Here is a 13,977-nt window from a genome sequence, read left to right as displayed (position 1 = left end):
GGGGCGGCGTCCGGTCGTTTTTACCATACAGGATTGAGCGATGATCGACCTGATCAGCTACCGGATGGTGAGCGCTCGGAGAGCTCTCCAAGTGCCCGCACGGCAACCGTGAAGAGTGCATAGCCCAGCTCGTCGGTGGAGTGGACCTCCTTGAGCAGTGCACACCAGCGCTCAACAGGTGCCTTGTGCTGTTTCATCCATCGCTCGACGCAGCTGTCGACGTCCTGGCCCTCTTCGCCACGCAGCACGCTGGCCGTCAGCATCAGCTGCTGGCGATCAAGATCATCACGAAGTGTTTCACGCGCGATCGTCTGCCAGCTGTCATTCACTTCGAGGCGATTGACCTGCTCCAGCATCCAGGGCAGTGAGAGCTGCTCCCCGATGAGGTAGTAGGTATCGGCCACCCGCTCCAGCGATACGCCAGTCAGTTCCGCCGTATCGATAATGCCAAGCCCGGCATAAAGGCTTTCGGTAGACGCCACCCGCTCGGCGAGCGCCTCGGGCGCCCCGGCCTCGATATAGCGGTCTCGCAGCGCCAGACACTGACGCTGCGCCTCGCCTCGAAGCCGCTCACCGATGTTGTCCCGCAGGCGCTCAAGGTCCGGTGCGTACTGTCCGACCACCCTTTCGGCATCACTTTGCATGTGATAGCGCAGGAAATAGCGCGTGGCACGACGCAGCAGACGCACCAGCGAGAGCATCATGTCGTACTGAATGTCGGTATCAACCCGTGAATCCAGCGCCTCGATCTCCTGCCACAGGGACGCCAGTCCAAAGCTGTCGCGGGCCATGACATAGGCGCGCACCACCTCACCGGCACTGGTTCCAGTGATGTCCATCAGCCGCCGCACGAACGGAATGCCCATGTGATCGACCACATCTCCGGCAACCTTGGTCGCCACGATCTGATGGCGCAGCCGGTGATTGGCAATCTCCTTCCCATAGCGCTCCACCAGCGTGGCAGGAAAGGCACGCTCGGCGTGATTGACGATACCCGGCTCGTTGGGCACATCGGACTCTACCAGCATGCCCTTGAGGTCGATCTTGGCATGCGAGATCAGCGACGAGAGCTCCGGATGGGTCAGACCTTCACCGCGTTCGGCTCGCGTGGCCAGGGTGGCATCATCCGGCAGGGCTTCCAGCTCCCGATCAAGCTGGCCGGTCGCTTCCAGGTCAAAAATGAAGCGCCGGTAGGGGCCCAGATTTTCTGCCGACAGCAACCGTGACAAGGACAGCGCCTGGGTCTGGCGGTAGTTATCATCCACCACCAGATCCGCGACCTCATCGGTCATCTGCGCCAACAGATCGTTGCGCTGCTTGCCGGTCATGTCACCACGCGCGACCACCTCATCCAGCAGGATCTTGATGTTGACCTCATGGTCCGAGCAGTTCACGCCGCCTGCGTTATCGATGAAGTCGGTATTGAGACGCACGCCATGCTGAGCCGCCTCGCGACGACCCAGCTGGGTCACGCCCAGATTGCCGCCTTCACCGACCACGCGACAGCCCAGTTCGCAGCCGTTGACACGCAGCGTATCGTTGGCCTTGTCACCCACATCGGCGTGACTCTCTTCGCTCGACTTGACGTAGGTGCCGATACCCCCGTTCCAGAGCAGATCGACCTTCGACTTCAAAAGCGCATTGATCAGCTCGGCAGGCGATAGACGCGAAGCCGTGAGGCCAAAGCGTGACTTCATGGCGTCGGTGATCTCGATCGACTTGGCATCGCGCGAAAATACCCCGCCCCCTTCGCTGATCAGCGAGGTGTCGTAATCCGCCCAGCTTGACGTCGCCAGTCCGAACAGACGCTGGCGCTCCTTGAAGGAAGCCGCGCAATCGGGATCAGGGTCAATGAAAATATGTCGATGGTTGAAGGCCGCCACCAGCTGAATCTTTTCAGACAGCAGCATGCCGTTACCGAACACGTCGCCGGCCATGTCGCCGACCCCGATGACGGTAAAGGGATCTTCCTGCGTATTGAGACCCAGCTCGCGGAAGTGGCGCTTGACGGCCTCCCAGGCACCGCGGGCCGTAATCGCCATCGCCTTGTGGTCATAGCCGTTTTTGCCACCGGAGGCGAAGGCATCGCCCATCCAGAAGTTGTATTCCCGGGCCAGCGCGTTGGCAATATCGGAGAAGGTCGCCGTGCCTTTGTCAGCCGCCACGACCAGATAGGGATCATCGCCGTCATGGCGCACGACCTGCTCGGGCGGTACGACCTGCTTGTCGATCAAGTTATCGGTAATATCCAGCATGCCGCGTATCAGGGTCTGATAGCAGGCGATGCCCTCTTTTTGAATCTCATCGCGACTGCCGCCGATCGGCATCTGCTTGCAGATAAAGCCGCCCTTGGCACCGCTGGGTACAATGACCGAGTTCTTGACATGCTGCGCCTTGACCAGCCCGAGGATTTCGGTGCGGAAGTCCTCGAAACGGTCCGACCAGCGCATACCGCCACGGGCAATATTGCTGGTACGAAGGTGCACCCCTTCCATGCGCGGTGAATAGACAAAGATTTCATACAGCGGGCGCGGACGCGGCACATCATTGATCTGACGCGAGGCAAGCTTGAAGGAGATATAGGACTTGGGTTCGCCGTCCTCTCCGGGCTGGAAATAGTTGGTGCGCAGCGTGGCGCCAATCAGCTCCATATAAAGGCGGATCAGCCGGTCATCGTTGAGACTGGTGACCTCTTCCAGATAGGCCTCGATGCGCTCACGAACCTTTTGGAGTTCGTCTTCATCACGCGCGGCCTGTGGGTCAAACCGCGAGTTGAACAAGGCCACCAGTTCACGCGTGATCCCGGCATGCTGGGTCAATGCCGTGGCGATATAGTCCTGGGAAAGACCGAAACGAATCTGCTTGAGATAGCGCGCATAGGCCCGCAGCATCGCCACTTCACGCCAGTCGAGCCTGGCTGAAATGATCAGGCGATTGAAGCTGTCACTCTCGGCGGCGCCTGACCAGATACGCGTGAAAGCATCAATAAAGTTGTGGCGCATGCCGTGAAGGTCGACATGCTCACGACTCGAGGTTTCCAGATTGAAGTCGTGAATCCAGACCACATTGTCGGTGCGCTCGATCTCATAGGGTCGCTCACTGATCACCCGCAGTCCCATGTGTTCCAGCATGGGCAGTACGTCGGACAGGGGTACCGGCTGATCGCGATGAAAGAGCTTGAGATTGACGTCGTTCTCATGCTCGAGCTGACGATACAGGCTCAGGCCGATCGAGCGTTCGTTATCGAGGCCTTCCATGTGGCCGATATCGTAGATGGCCGTGCGCGACGTGAAATCTTCCCGATAGCTGCTCGGGAAGGCGTCACGGTAACGCTCCATCAGGCGATTGGCCGGCTCCTCGCCGTAGCCTTCTACCAGCGCCTCGTGCAGATCGTCGCGCCAGCCACGTGCAATGGCAATGACCTTCTGCTCCAGCGCACGATCGTCGTAGTCAACAGGCGTGTCGTGGTTAAAGCGCAGGATCAGCTGAATTCGGGCCAGTACCGACTCGGAAAGGTAGGTATTGAAATCGCCAAAGCTGGCATCGAGCTCCTCACAGAGCATGTTCTGGATGCGCATCCGCAGATCGGTCGAAAACACGTCACGCGGGACATAGACCAGGCAGGAGTAGAAGCGACCGGAGCGATCCTCGCGAATAAAGAGACGCACGCGGCGACGCTCGCGAATGCTCAGGATACCCATTGCCGTACGGCAAAGGTCTTCTGTCCCCATCTGGAACAGCTCGTCACGGGGATAAACTTCCAGAATCTGCTGGAGCTGCTTGCCGTTATGCCCGGTCGGGTCGATGTTCGATGCGCTGAGCACGGTATCGATCTTGCGGCGCAGCACGGGGATATTGACCGGACGCTCATTGTAAACAGACAGCGTATAAAGCCCGAGGAAATGACGCTCGCCGATGACCTCGCCCTGCTCGTTGTGGCGCTCGACAATGATGTAGTCCGGATAGCTCGGGCGGTGAATACGCGACGGCCAGGCACTCTTGGCAAAGGAGATCAGTTCGGGGACCAGAACATACTCCCCCTGCTCTTCGCCGCTGTCGCTGAACCGCTGGGGTTCCTCGCTGTAGCGCGGGCTGTTCAGGGTCAGTACCCCAAGCTCGCTGCCGCTTGAGCGTACCAGCTGAGAATGGCCATCCCGGGTTTGAAGCTCATACTCTTCAAAGCCCAGAAATGTGAAGTGATCGTCCAGCAGCCACGCCAGAAAATCGCGCGCCTCTTCAACATCACGCTGTTCCACGACCCGCGGCGGATGCGTTTTCATCTCTTGCAGCGCGGCATGGGCCTGGGCACGCATGGCGTCAAAGTCGGAAACGGCCGAGCGGACATCGGTCAACACATCCAGGATGTTGACCCTGAGTTCCTCGAGCATGGCCGGGTCGGAGTGACGATCCACCTCGATATAGATGATCGACTCACGCGTCGAGGGCGCATTTTCAGCGCGTGGCGGCGTAAAGCGTATCAGCCGCTGCTGCTCGTCGCGTTCGCTGGCGATGACCGTGTTGAGGATGGAGTGGACGGTAAAGCCGCAGCGATTGAGCTCAATGCGTACCGAATCAACCAGAAAGGACATGTCCGGGCTGACGACTTCCACCACCGTGTGGGTCGACTGCCAGCCATGCTCTTCATATTCGGGATTGAAAACACGTACCTTTGGCCGATTGTCCGGCTCACGCTGTTGCAGGAAAAACCAGGTCGAGAGCGTGGCCCCATAGAGGTCCTCGAAATGACGCTCTCGCAGGTCCTCGTGGCTGGCACCGGCGTAATAGTGGCGAGCAAAGGCGCTGATGTTGCGCGCCTGCTCGGGCGCCAGGCGCTCTTCAAGCAGTGTCTCGAGCGCTTTGAAAAAATCTTCCTTGTTGTCCGGCACTGTACTCTGCATCGATTCTCCTCGCGTACCGCAAATGCCTATGCATCCTGATGGGATGACCACCCTGACATCCTAGTTCAGCCAACGCTTTATCCCTACTGTATGCGCATTTTTATCATGCCCCATGACAAGGCGGCATGGGCCGGCCCCGATCATGACGCCATCGGCATGGCTGCGCTCAAAATACGCCGACCCTGCCATGGCAGGGCCGGAAAGGTCTCACACCGGTTGGCTAGCGCCGGCGTTTGAGCAAAACGCCACACTCACAGTGATCGGTATAGGGAAACTGGTCAAAAAGAGCGAAGCGATGAATCTCGTGGGTGCGCCCGAGCTGCTCCAGGTTGGCTTCAAGGGTATCGGGGTTACAGGAGATATAGACAATGTCGTCAAAGCGAGCGATCTGTTCACAGCTTTCGGCATCAAGCCCTGCTCGCGGCGGGTCCACCAGTACGGTCGAAAAGTCATGCGTTTCAAGCTGCATCTCGCTGACACGGCGTCCCGTTTTCTCTCCCGATAGCGCCTGGGCAAACTCCTCGCTCGACATGCGGGCCACGTGCACGTTGTCGATGCCATTCAAGGCCAGATTGTGCTGGGCCGAGGCCACGGAGGTGCGCGAAATCTCGGTGGCCACCACACGCCGAAAATTGTCTGCCAGCGCAATCGTGAAGTTGCCATTGCCGCAGTAAAGCTCCACCAGATCGGTCGAACGGCGCAGGCCATCCTCCCCCTGCGTCACCTCCCTGGCCCAGTTGAGCATGCTTTCGGCAATATCGGCATTGGGCTGGGTGAAGCTGTTTTCGACCTGCTGATAGCTGAACACGCGCCCGGCCACATTGAGATGCTCGGTGACCGACTCGCGCGTCAGCACCAAACGCTGCTTGCGCGCCCGACCAATAATGGCGGCATCCAGTATTTTTTCGAGCTTGCGGGCGGCCTGTTCCCATTCGTCATCAAGCTTTCGATGATAGACCAGCGTGACCAGCGCCTCGCCCTGCCGGGTCGTTAAATACTCCACCTGAAACAGACGATGACGTAGTTCGGGACGGTCACGAATGGCGTCCACCAGCTGTGTCATCAGCGCATTGATGCGTCGGCTCGCCACCGGATACTGATCCATTCGCACGGTGTGTTTAACACCGCCGGCATCAGTCTCGAACATGGCGTGAAAGAGATCATCGCCCTCATGCCAGAGGCGAAACTCGCAGCGCATGCGGTAGTGGCTCGCCGGAGAGGCAAATACCTCAAGGGCCGGCGGACCAAAATGGGCAAACTGATCAACGATGCGCTGACGCTTGGCGTCAAGCTGTGTGAAGTACTGGTCGGGGTCAACGACGGGTACGCTCAATGTAAAATACCTGGTCCGGCCGTCATGATAACGGTCATGATAAAAGAGGCCGCCAGTGTAGCGTTTACCCATCGCAGCTCAAGTATTGATGCCGCTCTCACAATCATGTCGTGTCACTATGGCACTGTGAACCTCCTGCAAAATCTGTAGACTCCTGCCACCTCATTGGCTATACCTCGGTCAACACCCCACCGGGGAGCGCCATGCCACAACTACCACGACTTACGACAACCCAAACTTCTTTGGCTTTCAGGGACTCGATATGCTGACTCTTCTCAAGCGGCACTGGATGCTGGCGGCACTTGTATTCGCTGCAGTGCTCATGGTGCTTTTTGCCGCGGTTATTCCCCGCAAACCGGCAGCGGGCATCGACCATGCACTTTATCCGGCGATAGAGAACTTCGGCGGCATTGCCGAGCGCCATGACACGGTGGATGTGCCCGACCCCGACAAGCATTATAAGGTCATCTTTGATGTGGTCAGGGGAGGCGACGACCCGCGCTCCATCAATCCCGGACTGATGCGCGTGGCTCGTGCCGTCAATGTCTTTGCCGCGGCCGGCGTCCCGCTGGAAAACCTGGACTTTGTGGCCATCATTCATGGGGATGCCACGCGCAGCGTCGTGAACTCCAGCGTTTATGACCAATGGTTCGGGGTCGACAATCCCAACGAGCCGCTGGTCCATGCCCTGACACAAGCCGGGGTTCATGTACGCGTGTGTGGACAGGTGCTCAACCACTGGAAGATTGCGGATTCCGAGGTCAACGACGAGATTGACATTACGCCCTCGGCACTGAGTACCCTGGCGATCTACGGCAACCAGGGGTACGCCTACGAGCGACTGTAGGCTTATCGAGTCCCGGCACCCAAGAGTCCCGGCACCAAAAGGCGGGGCGGCATGTGAATGCCTCCCCGCTCATGTTTGCACGATCGTCTGCTCGGGATGCCGGGGAAGCACCCGGGCTGCGGGCACTCAGGCCACCGCCGGGCGGATGTCGCGGAACTCGGCATAGAGGTCGGGATACTCCTGCTGCAGACGTGCCAGCTGTGTGCGGGCCTTGAGCGGCAGGGTATCACGCAGCTCGACGTATTCTGCTTCGTCCATGCTGGCATCAAGCAGCGGGAACAGGTGTTCACGTTCCATGCGCAGTACGTGGCGATGCGCATCCAGATAGGCCTTGAGGCGCTCGCCGAAAAGCGTCATGGGCATGATGGCGTCCATCAGGATGTTATCGAGATCGTCTTCCAGGTGCCTGAGACGCTGCCTGAGCTCACGATACTCACCGGCCAGCTCACAGATCTCCTGCCCGGTATGCGCACCGCGCTCGGTCAGACGATTGCCGCAGAGCGTTTCCAGCGGCACGATATAGTCATCCATGTAGTCCATGATGTAATCACAGGCTTCCCGCATGAGACGAAAGCTGGGGCGCTCTCCGGTCACAAGGTGACGATGCTGTAGCGATAGCACATGAAGCAGTCGGGCCATGTGCGCATGATCCTGACGAAGCTGAGTCAACTTGAGCATGGCGGCGTCTCCGGCAAATTTGACGAGCTACCAGTCTTGTGCTTTTCGCTGTCGATCGCCACTTACTTTGGTCGCATGCCGGGCTCACTAAAATTAATACCCGCCACAGCCTGAGCACGCGCGCCAGAGCCCATTGCAGCCGCAGTCCCGGCATGGCGGGCATGAGATGACAGGGCCGCCCTGCTCATCCTTTCTCATGACGATTCAGGGCTGCGTCGATGCGTCGCAGCCCGATCAAGCCCCTCCAGCCATTCAAGCTTTTCGGCGATGCGCTTTTCGAGACCGCGGTCGACCGGCAGATAGTAGCGGGTCCCGACCAGCGGATCGGGAAAATAGGTTTCACCGGCGGCGTAGGCGTGCGGTTCATCGTGGGCATAGCGATATTCGTGTCCGTGCCCCAGAGATTTCATCAGAGACGTTGGCGCATTGCGCAGATGCACCGGCACATCATGCCCGGAGGTCGAGGCCACATGCGCGCGAGCCTGATTGTAGGCCACATAGGCAGCATTGCTTTTTGGCGCACTGGCGAGATAGAGAATGGCCTGGGCGACGGCAAGCTCGCCTTCCGGGCTGCCCAGACGCTCCTGAACCTCCCAGCCATCGAGCGCCAGACGCAGGGCACGAGGGTCTGCGTTGCCAACCTCTTCACTTGCCATGCGCACCACGCGGCGGGCGATGTAGAGCGGATCCGCCCCGCCATCGAGCATGCGACAGTACCAATAGAGTGCGGCATCCGGGGCGCTGCCGCGAACCGACTTGTGCAGCGCCGAAATCTGGTCGTAAAAAAGATCGCCACCGCGGTCGAGCCGGCGCGTGCTTTCACCCAGCACTTCCTCGATCACTGCTTCAGACAGGGTGGGCGCCTTGCCATCCCCGCCGGCTTCGGCCATATCAGCGGCAATTTCCAGCAGGTTGAGCGCCCGGCGTGCGTCGCCGTCGGCGGCCTGTGCCAGCAGGTCGCGCACGCTGTCAGGTGCTTCAATGCCGGCCTCGCCAAGCCCTGCCGGCTCGATCAGTGCCCGGTCGATCACCTGACGCAGTTCTTCCACGCTCAACGGTTTAAGCACATGCACGCGCGCCCGTGACAGCAGGGCGTTATTGAGCTCAAAGGAAGGATTTTCGGTGGTGGCGCCGACAAAGGTGAACACGCCCTCTTCGACCCAGGGCAGAAAGGCATCCTGCTGCGCCTTGTTAAAGCGGTGCACCTCATCGACAAACAGGAGTGTGCGCTGACCACTCTGGCCGCGCTGCTGCGCTTCAAAGGCAGCGGCACGGATCTCCTTGACGCCCGCCGAGACGGCCGACAGCGTGGCGAAATGCGAACGGGTATAGCCGGCAATCAGGCGAGCCAGGGTGGTCTTGCCGACACCAGGTGGCCCCCAGAGGATCATCGAGTAGAGTTGATCGCGCGCCAGCGCCCGAGTCAGCGGACGATCCGGCCCCAGCAGGTGTGACTGCCCGATATAGTCTTCAAGTCGGGCAGGACGCAGACGCGCCGCCAGCGGTTGTCCGGGCGGCGCGTCACGATCAAACAGGTCACTCATGAGAAAGGCACCCTTGTGCAGATGATGCCTTCATCATGGCAGATTACGCGGTCGCTATCAGTTACCTTCGCGCATCACATCCGCCCCGTCGGGGATCTTGAACTGAAAGTGAGAGGCACTGATGTCAGGATTGACCTCAATGTTGCGAAACGAGATTTCCGTACTCTGGCCGGTGCCATCGGTCAGATCGATCCCTGAAAGGCGCTCGTTGTTGAACACCAGCTCCAGGGATTCAAACAGGGAATCGTTGGAGCGCGGCGAGAGCGCAAAAAACTCGGTGGTTCCCTGCTGGCGTCGCGACACGTTGTAGTTCTCGGTCAGCTCACTGGCCTGGCCGGAAAGCAACAGCGCCGGCGTATGAGTCACCCGCTGATCGAGCGGGCGAATGCTGACCTGCTCGAGATCGGGATCATAGAGGTAGACCTTCTGCCCATCGGAGACCACGGTCTGGCGATAGGGATCGGAAACTTCCCAGTTAAAGCGACCGGGGCGCGAAAGCCACATGTGACCGCTGGCATTTTGCAGACTGCCACCGCCGCTGGCGACCTGCTGATTGAAATCGGCAGAGTAGGTTTTAAGCGGTTCAAGCAGTGACGTCAGTCGCTCGGCATCTTCGGACGCGGCCTGTGCCGGCAGGGCCATGCAGGCCGCCATCAACGTTGCGCCGGCCAGTCCCAGCGTACGGGTCAGGCTCTTGCGACTCCTGGTCATCATTGTCATCAAAAACATCCTGTCCTTGTCGGCAGAGAGCATGCCGTGGTGTCCCTTTGACCTGCCACCGGGTGGCAGGTTCGGTACAAGCCCCAGCTGAAACTTAAGACTTGTCGAGCGATATCAGGGCATTGCCCCGAATTCCGATCAGTGTGCCGGCGGCGACGCCAGCACCTCTCTTGCACCATTGCTGCCCATGGAAGAGACCACGCCGGCCATTTCCATCGCCTCGACCAGTCGTGCGGCGCGATTGTAGCCAATCTTGAAGCGACGCTGGACAGAGGAGATCGATGCCCGGCGTGATTCGGTCACATAGGCCACGGCCTCATCGTAGAGCGCGTCCTGTTCCGGGTCGTCGCTGCCTTCGCCTTCGGCCTCAAGCCCTGTCAGCGCATCGGCAGACACCCCACCGGAGAGGATCTCATCGATGTATTCGGGTTCTCCGCGGCGCTTCCAGTCATCGACCACGCGATGCACCTCATCATCATCGACAAAGGCACCATGCACACGCATGGGGATGCCGGCCCCGGCCGGCAGATACAGCATGTCGCCGTGGCCGAGAAGATGCTCGGCGCCGCCCTGATCCAGAATCGTGCGCGAATCGATTCGCGAAGAGACCTGGAAGGCCATGCGCGTGGGAATGTTGGCCTTGATCAGACCGGTCACCACATCCACGGACGGACGCTGCGTGGCCAGAATCAGATGAATGCCGGCCGCACGTGCCTTCTGGGCAATACGGGCAATCAGCTCTTCAACCTTTTTGCCCACAATCATGAACATGTCGGCAAACTCGTCGATCACCACCACGATATAGGGCAGCTTTTCGAGCACCGGGGGCTGTTCGTGCATCTCCCAGGGCTGCGGTTCCCATAGCGGATCGGCAATCTGGGCACCGGCCTCGGAGGCCTCATCGATACGCGCATTGAAACCGGCGAGGTTACGTACCCCCATGGCCGCCATCAGCTTGTAACGACGCTCCATTTCGGCCACGCACCAGCGCAGGGCATTGGCGGCCTCCTTCATGTCGGTAACAACCGGCGCCAGCAAATGTGGAATGCCGTCATACACCGACAGCTCCAGCATCTTGGGATCCACCATGATCATGCGCACTTCATCGGGCGTGGCCTTCAAAAGCATCGAGATCAGCATGGCGTTGACGCCGACCGACTTGCCCGAGCCGGTGGTACCGGCTACCAGCAGATGCGGCATCTTGTTGAGATTGGCCACCACCGGATTGCCACCAATATCCTGACCCAGAGCAACCGTCACCGGGGAACGGGCATCCTGATAGACATCGGAGTCAAAGACTTCCCGCAGTCGGATCATGGCCCGGTTGGGGTTGGGAATCTCGATGCCCACCGTCGGACGACCGGGAATGATCTCGACTACGCGAACGCTCTTGACCATCAGCGAGCGCGCCAGATCCTTGGCCAGATTGCTGATCTTGGAGACCTTCACACCAGGCGCCGGCTTGATTTCGAAACGCGTGATGACAGGTCCGGGCCAGGTGTCGACCACCTCGGCCTTGACGCCATACTCCCGCAGACGCACTTCCAGCAGTTCTGCCATGTCCTGAAGCTGTTCGGGCGTATAGGTCGGCTCGTGAGACGACGGTGGCGTCAGAAGCGACAGAGAAGGCAGTTTACCCAGCGGCTCACCGTCGGACTCGTGCACCGGACGCTGGGTCTGCATCTGCTGCACGGTCCAGACGGTAGGACTGCTGTTGTCTTCCGGATCGACCTCGGGTTCAGGGCGCGGCGCTGGCGTTTCAGCACGCTCGGTCGGCACCGGGTCGATGCGCTCGGCAGGCGGCGCCTCTTGTGCCCGCTCTTCTGCCGTCGGGGAGGCGGTCGAGGCAGGCGCCTCATGGGGCGGCCGAGCTGACGGGGGCGTTGAAGGCACAGGTGCCTCCGGGACCGCGCCCGACATCTCCTCGTCTTCCTCGAACGTCAGCGCGGTGGCCGAGGGAGCACGCCCGGGCGGCTCTGCCTCATCCCGCGCACTCAAGGGCGTCGAGAATTCGGGTTCATCGTCTTCCCAGCTCAACACCGGGCGATCGCTGTCCTGAAGGTCATCTACCAGCGGTGTCGTACGCTCATGGAGAGGCTCCTCCCGCTCGGGCTGGCCGATATCGTCCGGAGTCGATGCCATGGAGGCAGCCGGTGCCGACGAAGGCACGTCATGCTCGCGCGGCGCATCGGAAGACGGTGCAGAGCGTACCGGTTCGGCACGCTCAAACGCTGGCGCAGCCGGTGTCTCGAAGCTGTCCTCATCATCTTCGGCCAACCGTGGCTCGGGAATGACTTCAGGAATCCGTCGACGCGTCACATTGCTTGAGGATGTTTCGGCAGTCCGTGATGTTTCCACCGGCTTTTGAGAAGGCTGCGCCGGTGACGGAACATCGTCTGCACGCGCCTCACTGGCAGTAGCCTCTTCTGCGGCGCTGGAAACATCCCCGCTATTTTCCGCCGGTCGGACCAGCGGCTCGTCAACTGGCGGTGTTTGCGGTGACGCTACCCTGACAGAGACTGCCGCAGACGCTGCTGCGACATCTGCACCAGCATGGGATTCACGACGCTCGAGGCCTGCAGCCTGTCGCTCAGATGCCGCCGGCGTATCGGCATCGCGAACGCTCACATCATGAGCGCGCTCTGTCCCGGCCGTGGAAAGAGCAGGCTCGACAGGCACGCGATCGTCATGACGTGTATCACGCGCCGAAGACGGTGCCTCGTAGGGTCGCTCCCAGGGAATATCGTCATCGCCTGTGCGCATACCGGATACTGACTCACGTGTCTCGTCGGCCTCACTTTCGTGCGGATGGCGCATTGAGCCTACCGGCTCATTGGCATCATCAAGGAACGCTTCGTCGCCATGGTCTTCCCGCCGGCGGCCGGGCACCAGCCGTGCCAACAGGCTGCTGCGCTCGCGACGGGGACGTGCGTCCTCGGCCTCCGCGCGCAGGCCGGTATCGGCCTCATCATCGTCGTCATGGCCAAAATCGAATTCATCTTCCGACTGGGCAGCGAGATACGCCTCACGGCGCTCCTGCGCCATTTCACGACGACGCTCCTGAAGCCTTGAGCCGGCGCTGCCAATGCTCGCACCTGCCATGCCCACACGACGGGCGCACCAGCGCACACCACGCCAGATGCCGTTGCCCACTTCGTCAATGATGGAAAACCAGGACATGCCGGTGAGCAGTGGCATGCCGCAAAGGAAGGCTGCCAGCGACAGTAACGTGGTGCCGTGCTTGCCAACCAGTGATGCAAGCGCCGCTGAAACGCCTTCTCCCACAATGCCGCCCGAACCATAGGGCAGATCATTGCTGGCATCGTGAAAGTGCAGCGCCCCTACATTGCAGGTCGCCACCATAACCAGCAAAAGCCCGCCACCGCGCACGGCCAGCGCCATGGGGTCCCAGACCACATGGGCTTCTTTGGCGCGCATTAGACGCCAGGCGCCAAGGCCCAGCATGCCGGGTGCCCAGAGCGCGCTGGCACCGAAGAGAGAATAGAGAACGTCGGAAAGCCACGCACCAACAGGCCCCATCCAGTTGGTGACCTCCTGATCCGGGCCGCTATGCGACCAGCTGGGATCTGCCGGCATATAGCTGAAAAGGGCCAGCAGCAGGAAGGCGCAAAGCGCCAGCATGATGATGGCAACCCCTTCCTTGGCGGCACCCTGAAGTCTGGCACTGAAGTGGCGGGCGTTGTCCCGGGCTTTGGTCACACGCTGTCGAGAGCGCTGCATGGTGGCGCTTTTACGCGTTGTTCGCGGGCTGGCGCCGCTTTTGCTGCGACGGGCCTGTGACTGCGACTGCGATTGTCTGGTCTTGCTGGCGCTCAACGGCCATCCCCCCTGCACTCATGCGAGTGTTATGGCTGTACTCTGATGAAGCATTCGAAGGCCTGATAAAGGCATATTGGCAGGGTAATGACATCGGGTCACACCCTGCCAGAGGCAGGT

General features: G+C 60.3%; 7 protein-coding genes. 1 reads left to right on the top strand and 6 read right to left on the bottom strand.

The features are described 5' to 3' along the window. Positions 1-53 precede the first annotated feature (53 nt). Together Q0931_RS02980 and trmA are read right to left on the bottom strand one after the other, a co-directional pair. Positions 54-4,898, bottom strand: a complete 4,845-nt coding sequence (locus Q0931_RS02980; protein ID WP_299257110.1) for an NAD-glutamate dehydrogenase — start codon at positions 4,896-4,898, stop codon at positions 54-56. A 220-nt stretch (positions 4,899-5,118) separates the two neighbouring features. After that, positions 5,119-6,231 carry a tRNA (uridine(54)-C5)-methyltransferase TrmA gene (trmA, locus tag Q0931_RS02975; RefSeq protein WP_299257108.1) on the bottom strand — a complete coding sequence of 371 codons (1,113 nt, stop codon included), beginning with the start codon at positions 6,229-6,231 and terminating at the stop codon, positions 5,119-5,121. A gap of 262 nt (positions 6,232-6,493) precedes the next feature. Here trmA and Q0931_RS02970 point away from each other — a divergent pair, with 262 nt between their 5' ends. Then, positions 6,494-7,078, top strand: coding sequence for a DsrE family protein (locus Q0931_RS02970; RefSeq protein ID WP_299257106.1), 585 nt, complete (start codon positions 6,494-6,496; stop codon positions 7,076-7,078). Between the two features lie 126 nt (positions 7,079-7,204). Here the strand turns inward: Q0931_RS02970 and Q0931_RS02965 are convergent, their stop codons facing one another. The 4 genes from Q0931_RS02965 to Q0931_RS02950 all read right to left on the bottom strand — a co-directional run bounded on the left by Q0931_RS02965 (position 7,205) and on the right by Q0931_RS02950 (position 13,857). Then, positions 7,205-7,756, bottom strand: a complete 552-nt coding sequence (locus tag Q0931_RS02965) for a hypothetical protein (RefSeq protein WP_299257104.1) — start codon at positions 7,754-7,756, stop codon at positions 7,205-7,207. A gap of 194 nt (positions 7,757-7,950) precedes the next feature. Continuing rightward, the gene (locus tag Q0931_RS02960) at positions 7,951-9,300 is read right to left on the bottom strand and encodes a replication-associated recombination protein A (RefSeq protein ID WP_299257102.1); all 1,350 of its coding nucleotides are present in this window, start codon (positions 9,298-9,300) and stop codon (positions 7,951-7,953) included. Positions 9,301-9,357: 57 nt separating this feature from the next. After that, positions 9,358-10,020 (bottom strand): outer membrane lipoprotein chaperone LolA, encoded by a 663-nt coding sequence (lolA, locus tag Q0931_RS02955; RefSeq protein ID WP_299257100.1) that lies wholly within the window; start codon positions 10,018-10,020, stop codon positions 9,358-9,360. Positions 10,021-10,158: 138 nt separating this feature from the next. Then, complete coding sequence (locus Q0931_RS02950) at positions 10,159-13,857, bottom strand: DNA translocase FtsK (RefSeq protein WP_299257099.1); 3,699 nt, start codon at positions 13,855-13,857, stop codon at positions 10,159-10,161. Between the last annotated feature and the right edge of the window lie 120 nt (positions 13,858-13,977).

The sequence above is a fragment of the uncultured Kushneria sp. genome (assembly GCF_947497025.1).
GTDB lineage: Bacteria > Pseudomonadota > Gammaproteobacteria > Pseudomonadales > Halomonadaceae > Kushneria.
Note: the sequence above shows the minus strand (reverse complement) of the source record. Positions and strands in the feature narration are given on the sequence as shown.